Below are 25,713 nucleotides of genomic sequence, written 5' to 3'. Positions count from 1 at the left end.
ATATAACTTTAATAAATTATCTTTTTTTATAGCTACTTTAGTTTGGAAGTTAGTAAAGCAAAATGTAGTGATTAGATAAATATCGTCTCATAATAATACCTGTCAAAATACTTGATAGGCATGAGTAGAAACTTTGAAAAAATAGAAAATTCGCTATAATCCACTTGACTAGGAAGCAGATATGTCTAGAAAACGTCAGCTATTCAAGGTAATTCAAAAAAGCTTCAGACAAATTAGCAAGCAGCTTTTATCTGCAATTAATAAGCAAATTATTTGGCTTTTGCGAACTATTTCTGGTACTCAAAGAAGACGCGGTTCGGTTAATTCTGGCTTTGTATTGCCAACAGTAGCGATGGTAGTTTTAGTAGTCGTACTATTAACAACTGCCATTTTATTTCGGTCTTTTGAGCGTTCTAAAAATGCTAGTAATGTCCGCGTGAATGAAGCGACAATGCAAGCCGCCACCCCAGCTTTAGACAGGGCTAAAGCCAAAATAAGTGCACTGTTTGCCGACCCGACTTTACCACGCTCTGTCCCATCAAATCTAACCCTATACAATACCTTAATTAATAAACTTCCTGTCTATACATTTGGTGATGAAACTCCTATAACCCTAGCTTATAACCTTAATAAAAGTACTTCAAATCCGAAGATTGAAGCAGGTAGTAGTATGGCTTTAGAAAATCAAGAAAACATACAAACAGCCTGGAAATTTCCTGCCGATACAGATAATAACGGTAAATTTGATAGCTTTATTCTCTATGGTATCTACTTCCGTACTCCCCCCCAAACTGGTACAACCCAAACCAGAAGTAGAAGCCCACTAGATGCTAGAACCCCTCCTATGCTACCAGCTAAGGCAGGTGGAGCTTGTGACGTAGCTGGTGATACTAGCGCCAGCTTAGTAGGTAGTTCGGGTTGGTATAAGCTACCAACTGGCGAATTGAAAAAAAGCTTTTTCGTATATGCAGTCACAGTTCCCATTAGTGATATTGCCCAAGCGACTTCTCTTGATACAACCAAATATGAGAAGTATCGAGGTAATAAGGGCTTCTCGGCATTAGAAATGCAACAAGATCGTAGTCAAGTTTCTATTACTAATAATGCCGTTGTCTATGAAGATGACTTAGATATTACACCAGGACCTAGATTCCGTCTCAATGGACGTATTTTTACTAACAGTAACTTATTTACTGGTGAAACTAGTGAAGATATAACCTTCTATCAGGTCAGTAGTAGGTATTCATGTTATTACGAACGAGAAAATGGCAAGATAGTGGTTGGCGGTAATATTGCAACTAGTAACCCAATCAGTACAACTAATCTAGGTGGAACACGCATAGATTTATTTCGAGAAAATAACGCACCTGATACAAGTAAATCTTTAGCAGATACTAATAAAACTACCTCAAATAACTCGAATGACATTGCCTATAACACTCAGGCTTATGCTCAACGCATAGACTTATTAGTGAAGGCACAACTTAACAATGATGCTACTACTGATCCTCAAGAAATCAGAACTAATATAACCAATCGGCTTCTAAACGATCCAAGTTTAGACGCGACTAAAGTGCGTAAGGAAGAATTAGAAAGCTGGTTCCGTAAGCGTACTAGGCGTGTACCATTTAAAGAAGTTCCTTATGGTACTTCTGCTATTGAAAAATCTGCTGGTGTCGATTACACCACAGCAGATGCAGCAACTTTTATGAAAGGTTCTGTTAATACGCTACGTCCAATGGACGCCTGGATTTATCCCACAGATACCAATACAACACTAACACTAAATACAGCGCAACTACCTACTAGAGATCCAGACGTTGTAGATAATACTCCCGTAATAGAAACACAGTTAGGCGATCGCATCGTATTAGGCAACAATCTGCCTGAACTTATATGGGATAGCACAAAAGGAGACTTTGTAGGAGAGAATGATCCACAAGCCATTACTCCTGCGGTGAGGTGGACAAGTAGCACCACCAAAGATCGTACTCGTAGCACTCGCGTTAGACAGTTATCAGATTTAGGTGTAACAGGACGTGATGGTTTTTGGGAGATTTCAGCCGCTTCACCCCGAACTAATATCCTTGATGTGGTAGGTGGATTGAGGGTGATTACAGGTGCTGGAGTATATAGACCGACAGGTTCTGGACTACCTACTCGTCCAACAACAGTGCCTAACGATCCAAGTACGTCGGGTGTCAACGAAAATGCTGGCACAGTAGTCTGGCCTGATAGTATGCCTATGCTTGTACCCGATCCAACCGATCCTCTTGATGCGAGTAAACAAAAACGTGGTGATTTGGTAATGCGTGCCACAGCAGTGTATCACTACAATTTTGATTCCTACAATCCTCAGGCGGCTACACCAGACGATTATCAGACACCTATGGCTTGTGTAAGTAGTTACTACAACCCTACCAATCAGGCAACAGCAACTACAAACACCTACAATGCAAGTGATTTGACAACAGTAGCTGCATCTAACAATGGGATTGTTTACGCTGCTCCCGCGACTACAGCCGCTGGTATAACTAGAGGACAGGCAGTAGATGGCAATGGTTTTTTTGCAGCTGTCACTAACGATGATGATGTTACTAACACTAGCGTAACTTTGCTAAATCGCTTGAAACATCAAGCTAACTTGGTGTTTCCCAATGGCCGCCTTGTCAATCCATTACTGCGGCAAGCACTGGCCAAAGCAATAGACAGTAAACTCACTCTCTCTGAGCAATCAGCAATTGACTCTACCATTTGTGCAATCCAAATTGCTGATGGCACTCTGACTAGGAGTACTACCTACGTTCCTGATGGCGCAATCAAAGAAACTGCATTTCTTGATGCCCGACAAATTAAGGCTATAGATAAAGGTGCTGCATTAACTGGAAAATACAATCTGGAAGTTGAACAGCGTCAGCCATTAGAAATTCGTGCCACTACCATAGATTTAAGTCTGCTTCGCACAAAAGCAATCGGCCTTGTATCGGATAAGGAATATCTATTGCCCAATAGCGGCATTATCTATGCCTCTCGTGATGATGCTCAAAAAGATCGCAGTGACTCAACAAGTGATAATGTCAGCGCCAGTGACTACAAGCTCGATCCAGAACGCCGACCCAACGCCATCATGTTGATTAATGGCAGTGACTTGAGTCGTCTGAATGATTATAGACCGGAAGAAAAAGGCTTGATTTTAGCAACCGAGCTACCAGCGTATGTTAAAGGCAATTTTAATCTGCACGCTAAACAAGAATTTCTAGGTGGGGATCTTTTAGATCCCAGTGCTGCTAACTACGATACTAAATTTTATACTCGTACTACGACAAATCGCGATCCTAACTTTGCTTGTCGGCCTAATGACTCTAGACTACCTAATTGCGCAACAGGCGAAACTTGGCGGCCAGCATCAGTACTTGCCGATGCTGTCACCTTGCTGTCTGGTAACTTCCGCGAAGGTTTCCGCAATGAGGGTGATTATGACTTGCGAAATAACCACCAAGTGAGTGATGCTGACGCCGTATTGAATCGATTGAAGGCAGGTTTTTGGAATAACAACTTTGTTACTTCATCTAATTTCTTTACTTCATCTAATGATGATACGTACTACAAAGGGACTCCCACTAGTACTGACTCAGTAGACTTTAACAGTTCTTACTTGAACAATTTCGTCACACCCATTCAACGACGGGGAAGTTTCCCAGAGTATGTAATGGAAATGTGCTTCAAAATACCAGTTTCGGAATGTAGAGAAACTGATTGGTATATTGGTTACGACGGCGATAGATCAATACAATCTCATAATCTTCCAGCAAATGCAGAGCGTGTCAAACTCTTAGCTGGTACTACTGCCCAATCGGCACAGGCTGATTTTAGAAGATTTGCCCGCCGGGTTGCGTTCAAAAGAAATAGTTCTGGTAGGCTGCTTACTAGCACTAATGTTGTCATAACTAGTGCAAATATTGGTACCACTACTCCCGTTGCACTAGGCATAACAACAGTAGGGGGAGCTAAAGTAGTAGCTCAATTTAATGATGGCAGCCTACCCGAACCAGCAAATAATGCCCTCTGGTTTGCAACCACCAAAGATATTAATACTACTAAGCCACCAGGATTCAGCGGCAGCGATATAATTTACAAAAATAACATTCGTCTATTCTACAGGTATCCCCAAGTACCAGCTGCTTCGCTTTCTTCGCTTAGGGATTTTCCTGGAAGCACGACAACATACACAAGAGATGGATCTTTTCAACCACTATTAGAGCCTGTATTGCAATTACAGGTAACAACCACAGATGCTGACGATACTGAAAAGACTTACACCGACATAGCATCATCATCTAGTTTTGTTAAAAATACTAGATGGTTGTCTCAGGCAAGTGAAACAACTTTTAATCTAGTAATTGCTTCTGGTGACACTCCTGCTCGTGTGGGTTCAAGTACTTACGAAATCAATGGGGGTTTGCATAACTTTGTGCGCTTCTTAGAAAACTGGAATGGAATTAATGCCAATATCAACGGTTCATTCATCCAATTTAAACGCAGTATCTATGCTAGCGCACCATTCCAAGTTCTCGTCAGGCCAGGGCCAACAACTGTTGCTGCAACCTCTCCTAACCCTAGCATTCCTTCCTCTACTGCCAATATTGACAGTATATTTTTCAGAACTCTCTTTTCTACAAGACCTGGTTACACATCAGATAGTACTTTCACTACTAATGGTGCTGGGGAAGCGCCTTATTATATGCCTCCTAACCGGAACTGGGGTTTTGATGTGGCGTTATTGGCGCAAAACCCCGACTTGTTTGCCCAGCGCTTTGTAACTCCAGCAACAGATCCTCCGAATGAATACTTCAGAGAAGTAGGCCGCGATGACCTTTGGGTGAAAACTTTGTTGTGTGGTGTACAAACTCAAACATCGGATGGGTTTGATATGGATGCTACTGCGGACACTAATTATTATGGCAGTGGTTTCAAATTTGCACTACCTGCAACTGAACGTCCTACTAGCTGCCAACTCCAACCATCCTAAAGTGTTTGAATGAGAGTTTTTACATCACTTTTCGGGTGAATAGACCACGTTAACATACCTAACCCCCTAGCCCCCTTCCCTAATAGGGAAGGGGGAAAATTCAAAGCCTCTCCCCTTGTAGGGGAGAGGTTTGGAGAGAGGTTAACAGTGTATTACACCCGATCGCAAAGCAAATTACTTTAAAACATAGCCTTATTAAGAAATTGAGTATGAACCCACGCCAACTACAAGAATTATCTCCTCAGTCTAACGAGTCTGGTTTTACGATCATTGAGTCGCTTGTGGCGATCCTCGTAGTTGCCATTTTGCTGGTAGCGATCGCACCTGTCCTAGTAATGTCAACAGCAACTCGTGTGCAAGCTAAACGGGTAGAATTGGCAACAGGAGCGGCTAAAGCCTTTATTGACGCTCTTAAGTCTAAAACAATCTCAGATCCGACAATCACCGTTACACTGGCTGCTAGCACAACTAGAAATGTATCCAGTTCAAGTAGTGACTATTTATTGAGTAGTACGTCAGCTCCTACAGCTAGCACTGGTTTGTATTGCTTTAACAAAAATGGCAGCCTTGCTAATCCCAACTGTACTAGCGATCTATTTTACATTCAGGCTATTCGCGTTGCTGTCACAGATAGCGACGCTGATAAAGGTCAAGGCTATCGTTTGGGAGTTCGGGTATATCGTTCAGATGCGGAATTTGGTTCTTTAACTGCGGGTAGCAGTGGAAAAACAGCAGCAACATTCACAGGGGGACTAGGTAATCGCAAAGCACCACTAGTAGAAATGACAACTGAAGTTGTCAGGGGTCAAAGCTCATATAGCGCTTTGTGCGATCGCCTTGGTGGTTGTCAACCATAATTCACTTGGTAAACATAAATAATTTCATGACTCAGTATCGGTCATTAAGGAGAATCTGTAGCAAAATGAATATATTGAGGTGGCTGTTAAGTACTCAGCTAAAACCCTCTCACAAGCAAAATAAAAATAGTGGTTTTACCCTGATTGAATTATTGGTGGCTATGCTCATTGCATTTTTAGTAATTACGCCGTTACTAAGTTTTATGATCGGTATTTTAAACACTGATGGTCAGGAACAAGCCAAAGCTAACTCTGAGCAAGAAATTAAAGCTGCACTAGATTATATTACTCGCGATCTCCAACAAGCAATATATATATATGATGCAACTGGAATTGCTTGTCTAAGCGGTACTGTTGATGCTAGTACCGCTAATACTTGTCCAAATGCAGGTACAACTGGGAATCAACTACCTAACGGAACAGATAAAGTTCCTGTGCTTGTTTTTTGGAAACGAGAATTAATTAATCAAGCAATTACAATTACAGGCACTCAAAAAGATGATACTTTTGTTTACTCATTAGTTGCCTACTATTTAATTAAAGACACTAGCAGTACTTGGTCTAACGCTGCACGCATCGCCAGATGGGAAATTAAAGATGGCGTTCCAAATACTGCTGCTACAGTGACTTGTTCTGGATTTACTGCAACCGACAAATATCTTCCATGTCCAGATAAAGGTTTTAAACCATTTGACTTGTCACAAAAGGGCATAACATTACAAGCAAAAATGAATAGCTGGGCAGGAGGGGGGAGTTACGATCAAGTTCCCGTGGTGTTGGTTGATTTTATAGATCAAACAACAATAGCACAGGGAGCGCCAACAGCAACATGCTCTACTGGCTTTAGTCAAGTTCCAGTAGCAGCAACTAGTGTTAGAACAGGATTCTATGCTTGTATAACTTCAGTTAGCACAGATAATAGAAGTACTGCGGAAGTTTACTTAAGAGGTAATGCACAAGCTCGTCTCATACAAAATGATGAAACTAAAGTACGTTACGCGCAGAGTAAATCTAGTTATTTTCCGAGTGGAAACATTAAAGTTCAAGGAAGCAGCTTCATTTTTACCAAATAGCTTCTATCTTTGAAAAATTTTCATAAAAGCAGGATAATATGCCGAATATTCTTAGTTTAAAACTATTAGATTCTTTGCAGTCGCACAGCAAAAAAACAAAGCTAAAACAGCAATATTTAGCAAATAGATCCTCTACTAATGGCTACAATCAAGAAGATGCTGGATTTAGTCTTATAGAGTTAATAGTAGTACTGCTGTTAGTAGGAATTTTAGCAGCGATCGCAGCTCCTGGTTGGGCTGCCTTTGTAAATCGGCAACGGATAAATAAAGTTAACGACGCTGTTTTCGCAGCATTGCAAGAAGCACAACGCGAAGCTAAAATCAAAAAACTTAGCTACAGTGTCAGTTTTCGGAAAAATAGCACAACCCAAGAGGTTGCTATTTATCGTACCGATATTGGAATCAGCACATGGAAACCTTTAGGAACAGATGTAGGCGTTAGCTCTGATAAATTTTTGCTAGGTACAAATCTAAATAGCACTACTGAAAACACTGCCGATTCTAATGTATCCTATTCTTTAAATGCATCAGCAAAAATTACTTTTGACTATATGGGGACTTTACCCAATACAAGCCTTGGAACATCTGGGTTACAAATAGTGGTAGCTGTACCAAGCTCTGCAAATCCTACATCACCTAGTAGCGTAAAGCGATGTGTCATTGTGAACACTCTCTTAGGCTCAATGCTGACAGCAAAAGATAATAAATGCAGTTAAGTAATTTCAATACCAAGATTGGTTTAAAAATACGTAATATTGCTGAACATAAAACTGCACATTGATAGCAAAATTGAAACATAATGTGCAGTTTTAATATTTGATAGATTCATTTAAGAGCCATTGATAAATTAGCCATTGCCTGAACATAATAATAAGCGTCATCAAAATATACTTTTCGGAAAATGACTGAGAACCTTGACTTTACTGTAGCTATTCCAACTTATAACGGTGAAAGTCGTTTGCCTGAACTACTAGAACGACTACAAAACCAAGTTCACACCGAAAATTTATCTTGGGAAATTATAGTTGTAGACAATAACAGCACTGATAATACAGCTAAAGTTGTTCAAACCTATCAAAAACATTGGCGATGTCCTTACCCTTTAAAGTATTGCTTTGAAGCAAAACAAGGCGCAGCTTATGCTCGAAAAAGGGCAGTTGCAGAAGCTAAAGGTAGACTCATAGGTTTTCTAGATGATGACAACTACCCAGTATCAAATTGGGTAGTCGCAGCTTATACTTTTGGTGAAAAATATCCCAAAGCTGGAGCTTATGGCAGCCAAATTCACCCAGACTGGGAAGTGGAACCACCGGAAAACTTTAAGCGAATTGCTCCATTCTTGGCAATTACAGAGCGGGGAAATCTACCGCTATTATATGAAGCGTCTAAAAAACTACTACCCCCTTCTGCCGGACTTGTTGTCCGTAAACAAGCATGGTTAGAAAGTGTACCAAATAAGTCTATTTTAACTGGTAGAGTTAAAGGTAATATGCTTACCAGTGAAGATTTAGAAATGTTGTCTTACATCCAAAAAACAGGATGGGAAATCTGGTACAACCCAAAAATGGAAATATCACACAAAATACCAAAATTGCGTTTGCAAAAAGATTATTTGATCCCATTTTTCCGAGGGATTGGACTTAGCCGTTGTGTAACGAGAATGGTCAATATAAAACAAATATATAGACCATTTGCTCTTTTATCTTATATGATAAATGACTTGCGTAAAATCACGTTACACTTACTCAAATATCGAACTAATCTAAAAAATGATTTGGTAGCTGCTTGCGAGATGGAACTTTTTTTAAGTAGTTTCATTAGTCCTTTTTATCTTTGGAAAAATGGATACTTTAAAAAATAAATTATTAAAAAGTTAGGCATTATGACTGAATTAACAGCCGAAAATTTAGATATTAGCGTAGCCATTCCTGCATACAATGGAGCAACCCGTTTACCTAAAATTTTGGATAAGTTATTAACCCAGACAGGAGTAGAAAAACTAAGCTGGGAAATTATTGTTGTGGATAATAATAGTTCTGATAACACATTTGAAATAATCCAGAATTACCAAAAAATATTTGATGGAAACTGTCATTTAAGATATTTTTTAGAAACCGAACAGGGAGCAGCTTTTGCAAGATTGCGAGCAGTACGTGAAGCCAAGGGGCAGCTAATCGCATTTTTAGATGATGATAACTTACCTGCTCCTGATTGGTTATCAGAAGCATATATCTTTGGATTAGAGCATCCTCAAGCAGGTGCTTGGAGTGGACAGATTCATGGTGATTTTGAAGTAAAACCGCCAGAAAATTTTGAAAGAATTCAAGCTTTTTTAGCTATTAGAGAACATGGTTCAAATCCATATTTGTTTGACGCAGATAATTTAAGACTTCCTCCTGGTGCGGCGCTTGTTGTTCGGAAACAGGTATGGCGTGACAATGTACCACAGCGGCCTAATTTAAGTGGGAAACTGCCTGGTATTTTGGTACAGGGTGATGACTATGAACCATTGCTTTATATACATTATGCAGGCTGGCAAATTTGGTATAACCCTACCATGCACACTTATCATCAAATACCACGCTGGCGACTTGAGAAAGATTATCTCTTGACTCTGGCACGCGGTTGTGGCTTGTGTATTTTCCAGTTAAGCTTGATAAATACTAAAAATTGGCAAAAACCAATAGTGTTTATAAAAACTATTTTAGGAAATTTCCGCCGAGTATTAAAGCACCGTATTCACTATAGAGGGGAATTGAAAAGTAATTTAATTGCACTTTTTGAAATGGAATTTTATTTGGCTAGTATGATGAGTCCTTTTTACTACTTAAAATCTAATTTACGCAAAGGATTAAAAAATAAAGTAGCCCTATAAAATGATTAACTATAGTCAACATTTACCGAAAATTTCTGTAATTATCCCTGCTTATAATAGTGAGAATACTATTTATCATACAATTCAGTCTGTTCTAAATCAAACTTTGAGGGATCTAGAATTAATTGTAATTAATGATGGTTCAGAAGACTCAACTTTAGATGTTGTTACACAAATTCAAGATCCCCGAATAAAAATATTTTCCTATACCAATGCTGGCGGAAACGTTAGCCGTAACCGAGGGCTACAGCTTGCAGTTGGAGAATTTGTCAGTTTCTTAGATGCGGACGATCTTTGGACACCTGATAAGCTTCAGTCTCAGTTAAAGGCTTTGCAAGAAAATGCTACTGCGACAGTTGCTTACAGTTGGACTGATTATATCGATGAAAATGGTGAAATAGTACTCTCTGGTACACACGTTACAGCCAATGGAGACGTTTATGAAAAGTTATTGTTGACAAACTTTTTAGAGAATGGCTCCAATCCTTTGATTCGTAGAGAAGCTTTAATCAAATTAGGTGGATTTGATGAATCTCTAAGTGCTGCTCAAGATTGGGATATGTGGTTGCGATTAGCCTGCCAGTTTGATTTTGTATGCGTACCATCTGTACAAATATTATACAGAATAAGTGGTAATTCAGTTTCTTCTAATCTTGTCAGGCAAGAGCAAGCTTGCTTACAGGTGCTTGAGAGAGCATACAAGGAAAGACCTTTAGCACTTAAACATACTTGGAATATAAGCCTGACAAATTTATACAAATACCTGACATGCAAAGCCCTACAAAAGCCGTTTAATCGGCAAAAAGCTTTAACTGCGGCTAAATTTTTATGGAATTATGTTCTGAATAATTCTTCAAGGCTTCAGCGTATAAATTTCACTTTAAAATTATTATTAAAAATTTTCATAATCCTTTTAATGCCTACGTTGTTCGACAATATTATTAACCAGCGCGAAGTAAAAAGCTAAAAAAACTGAAACATTGTTTAACAGCGACGTAGCTGAAAAACTACCAGAATAAAAAATGTATAGCCTGGTGCATCTACCGTCTTCAGTTTATGCAAAAAATCTCTTGAGGAATAATCATTCTAACAGTGGTTTTACCTTACCAGAGATGTTAGTAGTTATTGTATTAATTGGTATATTAGCTACGATCGGAATATCCAATTGGCTGGCTTTTGTGGAGACTCGCCGTCTCAACACTACCCAAAATGAGGTTTATTATGCTATGCGCCAAGCGCAAAGCCAAGCTACTAGAGATAAATTAACTAGGCAAGCCAGTTTTCGCATACAAAATGGTGTCGTGCAATGGGCAGTTCATCAGGCAGAAGCAGGACAATTCATTCCTGATGCTGTTACAAATAATGGCAACCTATGGCATACCCTTGAGCCAAATATTCGCATTGATGAAGAGGAAAACGATAAAGGGAAAAAGGAGACAACTTTACGAAAACACACTTCACAGCCAATGTGGCGAGTTTTATTTAACTATCACGGTTGTCCTATCTCTGAAATTGGAAATCAGTGTACAGTAGGCGGATTAGGACAGATAACCTTCTACAGCTTGAATGGTGGTAAAGCTAGACGTTGTGTCTATGTTTCTACCATTTTGGGGGCTATGCGGACGGGAAAAGATCATGCTAGAGCTAACGAAAACGACAAGTATTGCTATTAAGATATTTTTAGTTCATTTAAACAAGGTATTTATTGTGTGCTGAATTTACCAGCAAACTCAAAACAGCACCTGATTATTTTTACCCGTTATCCAGAACCAGGTAGGACAAAAACCCGATTGATAACTGCTTTGGGAAATGTTGGCGCTGCCAATCTTCAACGGGAAATGACTGAGCATACAATATTTCAGGTTCAAGAATTGCAAAAAGCTATTGACATATCTGTGGAAGTGCGTTTTACAGGTGGCGATTCGCAACTTATGCAAGACTGGCTGGGGTTGGATTTGGTTTACCAGTCTCAAGGTGAAGGGGATCTAGGTTTGCGGATGGCGCGATCGCTTTTTGATGCTTTTCAATCTGGTGCAGAAAAAGTAATTATCATTGGTACAGATTGTCCTGGAGTGAATGCCCAGATTTTAGCAAGAGCCTTTGAGAAGTTATACGCCTTTGACCTCGTACTTGGACCCGCGATCGATGGTGGATATTACTTAATTGGTTTGCGCCAACCCATCCCGGAGCTATTCGTTAACATCGAGTGGGGAAGTGCTCAAGTATTCCAGAAAACCGTGGATATTGCCCAGAAACTTAATTTATCATACGTGGACTTGTTGCCCTTAGCTGATGTTGACCGACCGGAGGATCTGCCAATTTGGGAACAAGCCCTTGCAGGAAAGATGGAGCGATCGCTTTAAGGAGCAAAATCAAGGGGCGAATTGAAAAAGTGCGTAGGCATCACTTTTCCATAAAGATGTGAGCCGATGATCTTGGGGATGAGAATTAAGAGACAGAAGCAATAAAATCCTGTGAAATATCAGCACTGCTGAAATAGCTCCTTAAAGCTTTTTGAGGCTGCTTCAGGTTTGGCAATAATTTCGACAATTGTATTGCGTGCATCTGCTTCAAACAGCGCCTCAACTGCAACTTGGGCGACTTTCTGTCTAGGAATACTACCATCAAACAGCGTATCTGCATTCTGCATCACGATGCGGTCGGAGTTGTCTTCATTCTTCAACCCGCCAGGCCGCACAATCGTATAAATAAGACCGCTTTTCTGAATATACTCTTCAGCTTGTTTTTTCCACAACAAAATTAGCCAAAACAAGTTTAGCGGATGGAAAAGTCGGGAAGTACACAAAGAAGAAACTAAGATAAGATGTTCAATTCCCTTTGCTTTGGCAGCATCTACTAAATTTTTAGTCCCTTCAAAATCCACTTTATAGGGACCAGTGGGGTCAAAGCTAGGTTTTGCCCCAGTCGCAACCAACATAACTGTGCTATCTCCCAAGGCCGCAGTTAAACTTTCTGGTTGTAGTACATCACCTACAACTAATTCGGCTTCAGGAGACAGAATAGCCCTAGCTTTGTCTATATCCCGCACCAAAGCTCGGACGGGAATATTCCGCGCTATCAACTCTTGCACAATCCGGCGACCTGTTTCACCTGTTGCCCCTGCTACAAATGCTTTCATGATAAATGCTATCCTGGGAAACTATTGTGTGCTTCTTCAGTTCTTTATTTTAGTAATTCTATGGAGTCGATCGCAGATTCATGAGGTTTCGGTCAAAATGGGATCTGAATGCGAAATGACCCAGGTGTGTGGGGAATCATTAATATAGACTAACGCCAAAATATACAGTAATGCATTTATGCTTTCAAGAAAAGGCGAATATAAATCCTGGGAAATAACAGAAGCAGTTTTACCTGTAGCCTCCAGCCAAGAAGCCGAGGACACATTAACAGAAACAAATGTAGCGACGCTGACAAAATTTTACGGTCGTTATCAAGATTTTATGGAAATGGCTGCTCCAGTAGAGAAGGTTGCTGAGTATCTCAATGCTCACTCCTCATGGTTTTCGCGCTGTGCTGAACCCATGAAGGTACAATCACTTGGGGAAAATGGCTATGCTTTAACAATTGGTCGTTTTGGTTCTTTCGGTTATGAAGTAGAACCGAAAATAGGTTTGGAATTGTTGCCCCCAGAGGAGGGTATTTACCGCATCCGTACAATCCCCATTCCTGACTACCAACCGCCTGGTTATGACGTAGATTATCGGGCATCTCTACAGTTAATCGGAAACGATGCTTGCAGTAGTATTGGCGAAGTTACAAAAGTTGAATGGGAATTGGATTTGATAGTTTATCTTCACTTTCCCCGATTTATTCAGCGATTACCCAAATCTATAATTCAATCTACTGGCGATCGCTTACTTAATCAAATTGTCCGCCAAGTCTCCCGCCGCTTAACTCGCAAAGTTCAGGAAGATTTTCATAAATCTTTAGAAATACCATTTCCTGAGAATTCCAAACAAAAGCGTTGAGTCAAAAATCCTTTGTCATTTCTCATCTACTAATGACAAATGACAAAGGACAAATGACAAAGGACTATGCTTTAGTGAGAATTCTTTGGACAATTTGCACCCCAGTAACAGCCTGCCAAGCAAAAAGTCCTAAAAGGGTGAAATTTATTAAAATGTGAGTTGCACGCGCCCAATTTGCCCCTTTCTGCATATAAGGGGACAAAGCAGCAGAAAATGCTATTAGACTTGTCATACCTAGTCCTGCTAACAGGTGAGGACCGACAAACAACTTACCATTATTGATGTAAGTGACAGCCATTCCTCCAATTGCACCTGCCACCATCAAAGCTAGGAGTATAGACCCGATTTGGTAGTGTCTGACGTTATATCTACCTTTAATCAATTCTTTCTTTTCTTCCCCCTGAGCATTTCTGGTACGCTGTAATTGCAGTCCTAAATAGGCAGCATAAATTGAGAGTACTAATAGCGCCCACATGAACACCGGATGGAAGAAGTTCAGCCAATATTTCACCGACGTAGAAAGTTCTAGACTCATTGTGTTCTCGCTTAATTATTAAATCTTCATAAAAATTAGCATAACTCTATTTTCTGTGCTTAAAGTTGCACAAATTAAAAGAGATTCCCTCCATCTTCTCCGACTATTTTCCTTCGACCTCTTGCCAAAGTGGATAAACAATCTCAGACTAAATTTTGAGGGTAGACGAACAAAACCCCCTGTGTGGGATCTCATCCATGACTGAAAACAACGATACTTTGCTGCTCAAAGCTGCTAAAAGTGGTGATATTAATGGGCTGTGTGCGCTACTGGCTGCTGGTGCAAGGGTGGACGCGTGCGATCGCCAAGGCACCACGGCGTTAATGTTTGCTGCCAATTTAGGCTACACCGAAATTGTGCGATCGCTGCTGGATGCTGGGGCAAATATCAACTTGCCCAGAAAAGTTTATGGTTTGACGGCTTTGATGTTGGCGGCTAGTGCCAAAAAGCTTGACATTGTGCAACTTTTACTATCTAAAGGCGCGGATGTCAATGCCACCAATGAAGATGGCAGTACAGCTTTAATGGCAGCAGTACTCAAAGGTTATAGCGATGTGGTGCGAGTTTTATTGGCTGCTGGTGCCCAAGTTAATATCGCTGATAAAGATGATGATACGGCGTTGAAACTTGCCGTTAAGCAGGGAAAAATAGAAGTTTTACAAGCAATTCTCCAAACTGGTGTCGATGTCAATATCGCAGATGAGGAGGGTGAGACACTTTTAATGCTAGCGGCAGACTTGGGACATTTGGAGATTGTGGAAGCACTGCTAGCAGCAGGGGCTGATGTGAATGTGAAAAACGCTGATGGTGGAACTGCCCTATCGGCAGCAGCAGCGGCTGGACACAGTGCGATCGCAGCAGCTTTACTAGATCGAGGTGACCAGATTAATCTTCAAGATCAAGATGGTGAAACTGCCTTACACCTTGCCGTTGTGGAAGGCTACATTGATGTCGTACAAATATTACTTAACAGGGGTGCAGATGGCCAAATAAGGAACCATCTAGGCGATACACCACTGCTTGTAGCAGCATTGCAGGGACATAGCCAAATTGTCGAGGCACTAGTACGTTCTGGCGGAGATATAAATGGGAAAAATCTTGGTGAAGTTCCTTTGACGTTGGCTGCATCGCAAGGACACACCCAAACGGTGCAAGTGTTGTTAGACTATGGTGCTGATGTCAACATTCCAGGGAATGATGGCAAAACTGCTTTGATCAAGGCAACCGAACGCAAACACAAAGAGATTGTACATTTGCTGCTGACAAAGGGGGCAGATGTGAATTTTCAAGACTCGGCGAGGGCCACATCATTGATGTGGGCGGCTTCAGCAGGTTATGGCGAAATTGTGCAGTTATTACTCCAAGCTGGGGCAGATGTGAATTTGAAAAACCGGGGCGGTTATACTGCTTTGATGATTGCAGAATTTAATGGTTATAAAAATGTGGTGCGGAGTCTGCAAAAAGCTGGGGCGCAAGAATAGCAATCTAAATTCTTCATCTAAAATATTTTCTAGAAATATCTTGACAAATTATTAAATGAAGCTTATTTGCTGAAATACCAAGGAAGTTTAAAAAAGCAAATCTAGGACAAAGAAACAAAGAAAGCAAAACTCCGTCGTAGCTGTTGTTAACTTGCTACGGCGGAGAAAGAAAAATTAAAACGCCAAAAGGGAGCAGACTAAATGCTTGCGTCACAAGGATAGAAAGAAAGCAAAAATGAAGAAGTAAATTTACCTTTTACTTTTTACCTTGTACATTTTACCTTTTACCTGCTCTCCCCCTTGGCGTTTCCTACTGTGCTAGATGTGCAAAATATATAGTTTTTAATTGAACGGAAAAGTATTCTAACGATCATTTTTTATGTATTATCCTAAAGGCTAAATACAAACAAGTTCCCAAAAAAGGTTGATGTACAACGATTTGGACGATCGCTACGAAAATTCAAAGAAAAATAAATAAAAAATTAAATTTAGTGTAATCACTGTGGTGAATCCTCTATCACCATAAACTCAAGCATTGACTAATGGACTCGATCGAGTATAAATAGCCAATGATTATAAAATTTGCAGAACAACTAGTGTCATATCATCAGTGTTTTGTTTATCAGCACCGATGAATTGCTGAACTTGGTCAAATAGATAATCCACAATCTCCTCTGGCCCATTGCAGTATTTACAAGCTGTATTGAAGCCAGCAACAAAATTGTCTTCATCGAAGCGATCGCCACCAGCAGCAGCGGCATCGGTCAAGCCATCTGTATAGTAAATAATTGTATCTCCAGGCTCTAGCTGTGCCTGAGCATCTTCATATTGGCTGTTAGCATCCAAACCGATCAACATTCCCAAAGTATCTAAACGGGTGACAGTTTTTGTCGCTGCGTGCCACCACAAGGGAGGATTGTGTGCCGCATTGCTATAAGACAGAATTCGGCTGTGGGGATTATATTCTGAGTAAAATAGCGTTACAAAGCGGTGAGAATTTTCCAAATCCGCATACATAACTCTATTTAAGTTTTGTAGAATTCTGGCGGGGGAATTACCATGTAGCACTTCTCCCCGTAGCATTCCCCGCATCATCGTCATAATCAGCCCAGCGGGAACACCTTTGCCCATAACATCTCCAATAACTAAACCCCAGCGACTAGTTTCCGTGCCACCTTTGATCTTGGGCTGAATCTTATTATGATTAGTAGCAATAAAGTCGTAGTAGTCTCCGCCGACGCGATTGGCAGGTTTACACCGTGCCGCTAAGACTGCACCGGGAATTGTAGGGCATTGACGTGGTAGAAGTCGCCGTTGGATTTCTGCGCCAATTTCTAGTTCTTGGTCTAGGCGTTCTTTTTTTCTTAGTTCTACAGCTAGTTCATCGTTTTCGATTGCTACTGCTGTTTGGTCTGCCACTAACCTAACTAACTTTTGCCTGGTTTCTGTCCAACTATATTCTGGATCGCGGCTCAAGACGTATAGCCATCCCCGTTCTGTATGCTTTACCAGAATCGCCGTACCAAAGATTTGCACATCTGGCCCCAAATAGCGATGCATCTGGTCATCCAAAATCCCCGTGGCATTCGCTAGGGGGGCAGTATTGGGCAAAAGCGTGATTTGACTACTGGCTATTTCTAGCGCTTTGCGGATATTTTTGCGCTGGCCACTATCTTGCCAATGTAACTGTTCTAACCTGACTTGACCATTAGGTTTGTAGAGAAACAGGGCGCTACCGTCTGCATCTGTCACTCTTGTTGCCATCAGCGGAATCAGTTCCAAAAACTGATTCAAATTATTGAAACTTCTCAGGGCAAATCCTAAAGAACTTAGCAAATCTTGAATTTTGTTCTGTTCCCGGTGCAACCTTGCCACGAGTTCTTTGAGTGCCACGACTGGTGTGACATCCGTCGCGGCACTACTACTATTATCAGTGGGTTGAGAGGGCAGTTGAGACACAGGCACAGGTATTATTGCACTTTATATTGGCAGATTTTAGATTACTTATAAATCTTTTGGCTTTGGCATTGCTAAACCATATTTAGACAAGACTTGCAGTTTTAGCAAGAGTATAAAGACGTAACAGGCAAATTTTATAAGTATTTTATTTGCTTATTGTATTTCTGATGGAAGATTAGTAATTTCAAATCATGTATTTTTAGTCCAAATTCTACCCGTAAAAATCACTAGTTTTGCTGATATATCAGAAAGCTTTTCATTTTTTCATAACTTAATTACCAAAGCATATCTCTAAAGTCATAAAAATACTTTATTCAAAGAATAATTTATAACGCTTTTAGAGGGAGTGTTTGGGCGGAAGCAACTAGGAGACTAGAAGTCTTTTGAGTGAAAGCCTCTATAAGCAATCAAATCAAGCTTAATTTGCTAAAAAACAGAATTATACTCGTTCCCAAACCTGAGAATATGTAAATAAGTTTCCAAATACTTAATTTCTATACCATAATCGCTGGAATAATCGCCAAGATTGAGCTTTTCGATTTTTAATTTCTCGTTTTGTGAATTTTGAGTTGCTGAATACGCAAAATTTAAACCCATAAAAACGAGATAAAAGTGAAGTAACTCTGTCTTTTTAGCCAGCCAGATGTAACAGAGTTAAACCATTAGCCTGTAATTTATTCTAGGGGTGAGTCATTTGGTAAGTGTAAGATATGAGTATAAGAGATGACACTAAAAAGAGAAGAAATATCTTCCCAGAACTTTCAGTCAAAAGCCAGAAAGAGTATCTTCATTGAATCATCAGAATTCAAACCTATCGAGAGACGTTGCACGAACAAGTGGCCATACCCAAAACCATACACCTATGGAGGGAAAATCTCCCCTCCCGCAGCGCTGAAATCACCTGCGCTGGTTCCCCAACGCACTGCTCAACACTGAGACTACTGTCCATCCCACAATATAGTTGTATTTGTGGGGGTAAGCGTCTCGATTCCCTTTTCAATTGCTGCAAGATGAAAGTCTAGGGATTTTTGTATGTTGCAACTAAATATTGTGATGCTACATTTAAAAAGCGCATTTAAGACTTCAGAAAGGGCATTAGCTAGAAATTTTAGCAAAAGTCATCCATTTATTGTGATAAATTCATAATTTTAGGACTTGAGCTGTTTCTAGTTAGTTCAAGTGATAATACCAGATCAGTCATCCCTAAATTTATTAGTTTTAGGACTTACGCAAAAATAGCTAAAAAGCTTAATTTATCGAACCTCCTTCTCTATCAGAGGGTTATAGCAGTTCGTCGTTTATGTGAGGTACACCCGTGGGGGCATAGTATGCCGTGCCCCACACCTTGCGATATAACGTTGTACCGCATCTGAATGGAAACTGCTATAAGCCAATGCGTAGCGTTTGCCAGACAAGAATCATCTAGTATTGCGTAAGTCCTAAGTTTGTTAAGAAAAATTTTTAACTTGAAATTTTTCAACTAACCACTCAAGAGAGCTTCAACAAACTCATAACTCGAAAAGGGGCGTAGGTCTTCAATCCCTTCGCCAGCACCAATAAAGCGAATGGGTAAACCTAGCTGCTGCACAACGGCAAGGGCAACGCCGCCTTTGGCAGTGCCATCTAGCTTGGTTAAGACAACACCACTGAGTTGGGCAGCTTGGGAAAAAACTTCGGCTTGCCGCAGTCCATTTTGGCCTAAAGTCGCATCTAGAACCAAAAGAGATTCTACTTTGGCATCTGGGGCTTTTTTGTCGATAATTCGCCGGATTTTACCGAGTTCATCCATTAAATTTTTCTTGTTTTGCAGTCGCCCAGCTGTATCTACCAGAAGTAATTCGGTTTGACGCGCTTGGGCGGCTGCGATCGCATCAAATACAACTGCTGCCGGATCTGTATTCTTTCCCGGATTGGCAATTACATCCACGCCACTTCTACTACCCCAAACCTTCACCTGTTCCACGGCGGCGGCACGGAAGGTGTCTGCTGCGCCAATCAAGCATTTATAGCCAGATTTTTGTCCCAAATGGGCAATTTTGCCAATAGTGGTGGTTTTACCGGCACCATTTACCCCAGTGATTAACCAGATATTTAAGGTTTCTTTTTCTGGGGTAAAGGTAGTTTTGTGAGATGTTTTGCTCGGTGCATCCAGCATATCCCGAAGGATTTTTTTCAGGAAAGCGATCGCTTCTTCAGGTGCAGTAACTTCTTCTCGCAGTTTTGTCTGTAAGGCATTGATAATAAAGTCTGTCGCCTCTACACCAACATCAGCTTGTAAAAGCAATGCCTCAATTTCCGTCACCGCAGCTTGGTTAAGCGGTCCTTGACCAACGATCGCCTTCAGTTGATTGAGAATACTACGGCGAGTTTTGTCTAACCCTTGCCGGAGCTTTTTCAGCCAGGTAATTTCTTCAATAGAAACGTCTTCTGCACTCCTACCTTGAGCTGCTAGAACTTTCGCTGACCAGACAAACCCATCATCAAATAGCAGTCCGGGAATTTCCTCTCCTGTTTCTGAGGTTGTCGCTACTGGCTGTACTACCTCCGGTTCTGGGACTTCAATGGCAGTGGCTATTAGTTGATCCAGCTTGGCTTGCCGTTCTGCCGCCGCCCGTTCTAAAAAGGATAAGTTAGCTGGTGTTGTTGGCTGTGTTGCCTCTGGCGTAGCTAGTGGTTCAGTGGGTGTTGGTTCAACTTCACTTGCCTTGAGTTCTGGGTTGGAAACATCTGGCTGTTCAACAATTGCTGCCACTGAGGAATCTTCTATAATTTCTTCCTCACTAACAGCCTGGATAACTTCTGTCTGTGCTATTTCTACAGTTGTACTAGCAGGTTCTTCAGTTGCCTCTGGTTCAGCGATTTCCGCAATTACCGCTTCTGCGGTTTCAGGTTGTATTGATGGTGCTAAGGTATCTGCTGAATCAGGTGGGGTTTCTACTACCTCGACTTGCTGTTTTTGCTGAATATTTTTGTAGGCAGCTTTAGCAAATGCCAATAAGTCTGCCGTTGTGTCTGGTGCAGTTTCAGCAGTTGGTGTTGAGGTGTCGGCTGGCTGTGGTTGGGGTTCTTGTGCAGGAGGAGTTTCTTCCTGTTTCTGATCAGAGGGAGTGTTAGAGGAATCGTTATGTTGACGACGGAACCAATTAAAAACCATTGCAGCAGTATTGTTTATATGAATTATGAGTTATGAATTATGAGTTTAATTTAACTTTGTACTTTTTCTTGGGGTGAAAACTTCCTAGTTATCCTCACCTTTCAACGCCAGTTTAAACAGAATCGTGACAACAGAAAGTTTTTTGCGATCGCGCAGCGTCTCACTTTGAGTGAAGTTCCCCTTGGAGGAAGCCGCAGAAGCGGCTACAGACTTTTCTCCACAGCAGTATAAAAATTATGAATTCCGCAGCAGTACTATGCAGTTTTTTTCTGCTCAGTGACTCGGCGCAAAACACCGTTAATAAACCGATGACCATCGTCTCCACTGTAGCGTTTGGCTAGCTCCACAGCTTCGTTGATGGCGATACTGTCTGGTACTCCTAAGAACTTCATTTCTGCCACCGCGATTTGCAAGATATCGCGGTCAATTTGGGCGAGGCGAGTTACTTGCCAATCTACTAAGGCAGCAGAAATTAGTTCATCTATAATGTGTCGATTTTCGTTGACGGTAATCACAAGCTCTTTAGCGTAATTCCGAACTCCCTTGTCCTGATTGGCTAACTGAATCAATACTGGGAAATCGACTGCTGTACCCAGCTGATTGATTGCTGTCTGGGTGCAAGCGATCGCTTCTTGAAGCATTGTTCTGGCAGTATTCAGGTCGGAGGCCCGAGTTTGGCTACTTAAGAGGCGATCGTTACTGCGTTGCAGTTCACCTGCGGCATTATCGAGGGTATCTTGTACCTCTGAGGTCAGAGTGCGTACTGCACCTAGTACCAACTTGGATACTAGTTGGTCGTCTTCCAATTTATCTAATTTCTTTGGGTTGACTGGCAATTGGCTAAGGCTTAAAAGCGCCAATTCACGAGCAATTTGCTGGGGTTTACGAGGTTGCATAAAACTGAAGGGTGATTGTGCAAGAACTGAATTAACTAGGCAAGACAAACTTACAAGCCTATCAATTTTGGCACAGTTAAACAACATTACGCATTTGCTTGTGACTATGCCAGATTGATTCCAGAGAGGCAGAGGGTAGGAGAAATACACTCCTATATCTCTTGCCGCAACCAAAGCTTTTCTTGGAGTTTAAGTCAAGATCGCCAAAATCTCCGACGAGTTGGTGGCTTGGAATTAGATGGGGTGCGATCTACTATTGTTTATTCCAACCTCCTGCCTCCTGCCTTCTTCACGTTTCTTCGACGGGAATAATCTGCTGCTTGATTTCTTCGTGTTTCACTTCCAATGTGGACTCTTTGGAGAAAACCAAAGGCGTATTGGGGGCGACAATGCCACCTGATACAACTATTTTAAAGGCGTCTTCAATCGACATGGAGAGGTTCACTACTTCGTCTTCAGGAACGACTGCGTACCATCCGGTAGTCGGATTTGGAGTGGTGGGGATAAAAACACTTAGTACAGGGCGAGACATCTGGGCTTGGATATCACTGCTGATTGCACTAGTAACAAAAGCGATCGCCCAAATTCCTCGGCGAGGATACTCCACCAAAATTACCCGACGAAACTTGCCATTAGAATCTTTTAGTATTGTTTCTAAAAGCTGTTTGAGAGTTTTATATACCTGCCCTGCTAAAGGAATTGCCTGTAATAATCGCTCACCAAAATCTAATAACCACCGCCCAGCTATATTCCGAGCCATCAAGCCCATTAGCAATATACTTAGTAGTGGTACAGCTAATCCTACCAGTAAATTGAGTATATTTACTAAAAATGGGTTTAACCCATCAAAGGGATTCAATTGTTTGGGAATTTGGGTGAGGAAGTTGATTACCCAACTTGCAATGGTAATTGTCAGCCAGATAGTGGTTGCTAGGGGAATTATTACCAACAAACCAGCAATCAGGTCGTTTTTTAAGTCCTGTTTTAGGCGATCGATTACCAAGCCCCGATTCTCCTGTTTTAAGCTAGAGGAACTTTTGTTATTCGTATCCATACCAGCAGATTCGTCAAATTCCGAAGGCTTTAACTTTGGCAGATTCTGCCGCAAGTAACTGCCTAAAACGCTAGCAAGTTGCCTGCTGCCGGAAATCAGCTATTTTCCTATAAGCATACACATAGACATTAACCAATCCGATGGAGACTGGTTATTCTTAGAGGATGTTACTTTTATTTATAAGATTTATAAAAAATTGTTGCAAGCTTTTAGGTATTATTAATTTACGGCACTTAATCAAAAACCGCTGATGATTGTGAAAGTACTAGAGGATAAACTAATAAATTATTTTATCTGGTCAGTCACTCACTTTTGAGCAAGGGTGGCTTTTATGAAAATATTTTGTTACAAATATTTATTTATTAAGGATTCTTAAGAAATAAATTATCCATCTTGTGGGGTGAGTATTCTGCCCGCCCTGAATATAGAAGAGATGGGAACACCCGTCCAACAAGAGAATTTGGGACGTTTTTATTTAGAAGTCTCTTTTATCTAGTCTTGAATTATAAAAAACAAGATCCCTGACAACTTTTACGAAGTCAGGGATCTGTTTAGCACGTCTGTGCGCCCTATAATTTTGCGATCGCTATACAGGAAATCCTTCTAATCTCCAGCCCTCTTTATGCCGCATCAACCTGTGTAGTTTCAGAATCCGCGCCCTGCAACTGTTGCGTACTCTCTTGTACCAAAATCGTTGTTGCATCTAAATTAGGTTTTGGTAAATACTTCATTTCCCAGACTTTGAGCAAAATCAGGTATTCGTAAAATGCCTGCAATGTACACCAAGCGACTCCGGCACGTCCATCTAAACATCCGCCTAAGATAAAATACATATATATAAACCGCAGCAACGGTCTGGCGGGCAAACGCAAAGACAAATCTTTCAGGGCACGCCGTCTTTCGACTTCCGATTTGCCAAAGAATAAATCTTGCCAGTTAACTTTTCCCTGTTCTAGCTGATACAAGGTTTCTTGAGCTTCATCCGTAGAATAACGGTTGTGCTTGTCAATCCAGCGGCTCAAACCTTTGCTACAAGTGTAGTGTGGGTATGTTTCTTTTAAAAAGCTAGTTGCACCCTCACAAACTTCTCGCTCAGTATGACCGTAGTCTGTAAACCATACTTTACCGTGGCGGAAGAGTCGCATTTGGTAACGGGGATACTGCGTGCTGTAGCGAATCCAACGATTCATGAACATGACGCGTTCAGCCACGTAGTAACCAATGTAGTCTGGATTCTGACTTGCCTTTTCACATTCCGCAAATAGTTCTGGTGTCATCCGCTCGTCAGCTTCAAGGATATAAACCCATTGATGCTTTGGGGGGATAGACTCTAACATCCAGGTGCGTTGGCGTCCGTGGCTTTCAAAAGCGTGTTGGACAACGCGGATGGGATAGCGACTGGCGATTTCCACAGTGCGATCGCTACTGCATGAATCCACAACAATGATGTCATCTGATAACATCGCCGATTCGATACAAGCAGCAATATCTAGTTCTTCGTTATATGTCAGTATGTAAATTGAGAACATTACTCAAGTTTTATAGCGATTTTACTCAGTGATAATTGCTTTGTTATTGTTATTAGCTATTAGGCGCATGGCAGTGTCAGTCGTCAAGAATTTTTGGATACGTCCTACTGCCATGCCAATAGTGGATTAGCGTGCAGCAGTTCTAGGTTTACCACCTTGTACAGCACCACTACCTCTTAGGCTTGTCCAGCCGATGATAATGTACCCAATGGACAATAGCAAACTGCTAATACCAATCCGCAGCCCAGATTTCCAAGCAGTATCTTTAGCTTGTTGCAGTGCTTCGTCTCGGCGCTGGCGAACTTGGCTCAGTTGTTGAGTTTGCAGCGTTTGAACATCTGTTTGTTGTTCGATAGCTTTGTCAAGTACTTGGGGATTTGTTTTAGCCTTCTTCAGCAACTCTTTGATATTTGCGGGAATTTGAGGACTTTCAATTGCTTGCTTATATTTTTGGTCATCTTTGAGGATTTCACTAAACTGAGCTTTGGTTTGGTTTCGCAGTTGGTCTAGTTGCGCTTTTCCTTGCTCAGTATTCAGTTGTGCTTGCAATTGCGATAACCGAGTGTTTAGTTGAGTTTCTGCCTGATCTGCTTCTTGGGTAATTCGGTTGAGTGTTTGAGTCTTGGCTTGATTGACGTTATTCAGGTGCAGGGGAAAAATCAGCAAGAACATCAACCCTAAAATACTGGAGATAATCGCGGCGGGAAATCTTAAATCGATACCTTGGGGGCGATCGCTTGCAGCATCAGCATTCTCAATCCAATAGGCAGCAAACAGAAGCCCCAAACCTACTAGAGGGACAATTCCTCTATCGACAAGCGCTGTTGCCAAATTGATTTGCCATACCCGATCGGTAGGTTGAAAGGGTAACAACAGAATCAAAAAGTCAACGAAGAAGGACAAAATGCAGATTATTCCAACTACCTTAAGTGCGAGAGCAGTACTCACGGAAGTAAAACGGTTAACCATAGTTTTTCAAACTGGTGGAGAATACGAGTGATTTTCATATTTCAAGCTACTTGAATATTGTGCCCATGACTATGACTATTGTGTAAAAACACAAAGCAGATTCAATATTGGTAAAGGCTATCTGCCTCTTGGTTTTCAACTAGCCCACAGTAACATTTGTTATCTACAGTGTCTTCAGGAAAATCCTGGTATTTTAAGATACGAAGTTGATGCGGGGCTAAAGGAACAGACTCATTAATTAGCTAATCTCCCTGATTGCATTTCTCAATCGGTTGTAATACAGACCTTTTATAAGAGATCACAGATGCCCATT

Annotated in this window: 19 protein-coding genes; 11 read left to right on the top strand and 8 right to left on the bottom strand. The window is 41.1% G+C overall.

The window, feature by feature from the left end; genetic code table 11:
- Positions 1-181 precede the first annotated feature (181 nt).
- The 9 genes from hpsA (at position 182) to V7K53_RS10860 (ending at position 12,197) form a co-directional block, all read left to right on the top strand.
- Positions 182-5,029 (top strand): hormogonium polysaccharide biosynthesis protein HpsA, encoded by a 4,848-nt coding sequence (gene hpsA, locus V7K53_RS10900; protein WP_335197530.1) that lies wholly within the window; start codon positions 182-184, stop codon positions 5,027-5,029.
- 209 nt (positions 5,030-5,238) lie between these two features.
- Complete coding sequence (hpsB, locus tag V7K53_RS10895; RefSeq protein ID WP_335197529.1) at positions 5,239-5,886, top strand: hormogonium polysaccharide secretion pseudopilin HpsB; 648 nt, start codon at positions 5,239-5,241, stop codon at positions 5,884-5,886.
- 65 nt (positions 5,887-5,951) lie between these two features.
- Complete coding sequence (gene hpsC / locus V7K53_RS10890) at positions 5,952-6,959, top strand: hormogonium polysaccharide secretion pseudopilin HpsC (RefSeq protein WP_335197528.1); 1,008 nt, start codon at positions 5,952-5,954, stop codon at positions 6,957-6,959.
- Between the two features lie 38 nt (positions 6,960-6,997).
- Positions 6,998-7,675, top strand: a complete 678-nt coding sequence (locus V7K53_RS10885; protein ID WP_335197527.1) for a prepilin-type N-terminal cleavage/methylation domain-containing protein — start codon at positions 6,998-7,000, stop codon at positions 7,673-7,675.
- 185 nt (positions 7,676-7,860) lie between these two features.
- The gene (gene hpsE / locus V7K53_RS10880) at positions 7,861-8,820 is read left to right on the top strand and encodes a hormogonium polysaccharide biosynthesis glycosyltransferase HpsE (RefSeq protein ID WP_335197526.1); all 960 of its coding nucleotides are present in this window, start codon (positions 7,861-7,863) and stop codon (positions 8,818-8,820) included.
- Positions 8,821-8,841: 21 nt separating this feature from the next.
- A complete protein-coding gene (hpsE, locus tag V7K53_RS10875) occupies positions 8,842-9,834 on the top strand; it encodes a hormogonium polysaccharide biosynthesis glycosyltransferase HpsE (RefSeq protein WP_335197524.1) in 993 nt (330 codons plus the stop codon).
- Position 9,835: 1 nt separating this feature from the next.
- On the top strand, positions 9,836-10,801 hold the full coding sequence (locus V7K53_RS10870) for a glycosyltransferase (protein ID WP_335197523.1): 966 nt from the start codon (positions 9,836-9,838) through the stop codon (positions 10,799-10,801).
- Between the two features lie 55 nt (positions 10,802-10,856).
- Positions 10,857-11,507 carry a pilus assembly FimT family protein gene (locus V7K53_RS10865; RefSeq protein ID WP_335197522.1) on the top strand — a complete coding sequence of 217 codons (651 nt, stop codon included), beginning with the start codon at positions 10,857-10,859 and terminating at the stop codon, positions 11,505-11,507.
- Positions 11,508-11,543: 36 nt separating this feature from the next.
- The gene (locus tag V7K53_RS10860) at positions 11,544-12,197 is read left to right on the top strand and encodes a TIGR04282 family arsenosugar biosynthesis glycosyltransferase (RefSeq protein WP_335197520.1); all 654 of its coding nucleotides are present in this window, start codon (positions 11,544-11,546) and stop codon (positions 12,195-12,197) included.
- Between the two features lie 119 nt (positions 12,198-12,316).
- Here V7K53_RS10860 and V7K53_RS10855 read toward each other — a convergent pair whose 3' ends face one another.
- Positions 12,317-12,973, bottom strand: a complete 657-nt coding sequence (locus V7K53_RS10855; RefSeq protein WP_335197519.1) for an NAD(P)H-binding protein — start codon at positions 12,971-12,973, stop codon at positions 12,317-12,319.
- Positions 12,974-13,151: 178 nt separating this feature from the next.
- Between V7K53_RS10855 and V7K53_RS10850 the strand changes: the two genes are divergently transcribed.
- Positions 13,152-13,823, top strand: coding sequence for a DUF1997 domain-containing protein (locus V7K53_RS10850; protein ID WP_335197518.1), 672 nt, complete (start codon positions 13,152-13,154; stop codon positions 13,821-13,823).
- A gap of 64 nt (positions 13,824-13,887) precedes the next feature.
- On the opposite strand, the gene V7K53_RS10845 is transcribed toward V7K53_RS10850, so the two are convergent.
- Entirely contained in the window at positions 13,888-14,358 is a 471-nt protein-coding gene (locus V7K53_RS10845) for a DUF4079 domain-containing protein (RefSeq protein ID WP_335197517.1), read from the bottom strand.
- 197 nt (positions 14,359-14,555) lie between these two features.
- On the opposite strand from V7K53_RS10845, the gene V7K53_RS10840 reads away from it, so the two are divergent.
- Positions 14,556-15,839, top strand: a complete 1,284-nt coding sequence (locus V7K53_RS10840) for an ankyrin repeat domain-containing protein (RefSeq protein ID WP_335197516.1) — start codon at positions 14,556-14,558, stop codon at positions 15,837-15,839.
- Between the two features lie 573 nt (positions 15,840-16,412).
- Here the strand turns inward: V7K53_RS10840 and V7K53_RS10835 are convergent.
- The 6 genes from V7K53_RS10835 to hpsJ-B all read right to left on the bottom strand — a co-directional run bounded on the left by V7K53_RS10835 (position 16,413) and on the right by hpsJ-B (position 25,400).
- Positions 16,413-17,804: a PP2C family protein-serine/threonine phosphatase gene (locus tag V7K53_RS10835; RefSeq protein WP_335197515.1), complete on the bottom strand. Its 1,392-nt coding sequence runs from the start codon at positions 17,802-17,804 to the stop codon at positions 16,413-16,415.
- Between the two features lie 1,474 nt (positions 17,805-19,278).
- Positions 19,279-20,952 (bottom strand): signal recognition particle-docking protein FtsY, encoded by a 1,674-nt coding sequence (gene ftsY / locus V7K53_RS10830; protein WP_335197514.1) that lies wholly within the window; start codon positions 20,950-20,952, stop codon positions 19,279-19,281.
- Between the two features lie 254 nt (positions 20,953-21,206).
- Positions 21,207-21,848 (bottom strand): transcription antitermination factor NusB, encoded by a 642-nt coding sequence (nusB, locus tag V7K53_RS10825; protein ID WP_292787087.1) that lies wholly within the window; start codon positions 21,846-21,848, stop codon positions 21,207-21,209.
- Between the two features lie 289 nt (positions 21,849-22,137).
- Entirely contained in the window at positions 22,138-22,902 is a 765-nt protein-coding gene (locus V7K53_RS10820; protein WP_335197513.1) for a DUF502 domain-containing protein, read from the bottom strand.
- A 620-nt stretch (positions 22,903-23,522) separates the two neighbouring features.
- Positions 23,523-24,431 (bottom strand): glycosyltransferase family 2 protein, encoded by a 909-nt coding sequence (locus V7K53_RS10815; RefSeq protein WP_335197512.1) that lies wholly within the window; start codon positions 24,429-24,431, stop codon positions 23,523-23,525.
- 126 nt (positions 24,432-24,557) lie between these two features.
- Positions 24,558-25,400: a hormogonium polysaccharide biosynthesis protein HpsJ gene (hpsJ-B, locus tag V7K53_RS10810; protein ID WP_335197511.1), complete on the bottom strand. Its 843-nt coding sequence runs from the start codon at positions 25,398-25,400 to the stop codon at positions 24,558-24,560.
- Positions 25,401-25,713 lie beyond the last annotated feature (313 nt).

The organism is Nostoc sp. (genome assembly GCF_036917355.1).
Taxonomy (GTDB): Bacteria; Cyanobacteriota; Cyanobacteriia; order Cyanobacteriales; family Nostocaceae; genus Nostoc.
Note: the sequence above shows the minus strand (reverse complement) of the source record. Positions and strands in the feature narration are given on the sequence as shown.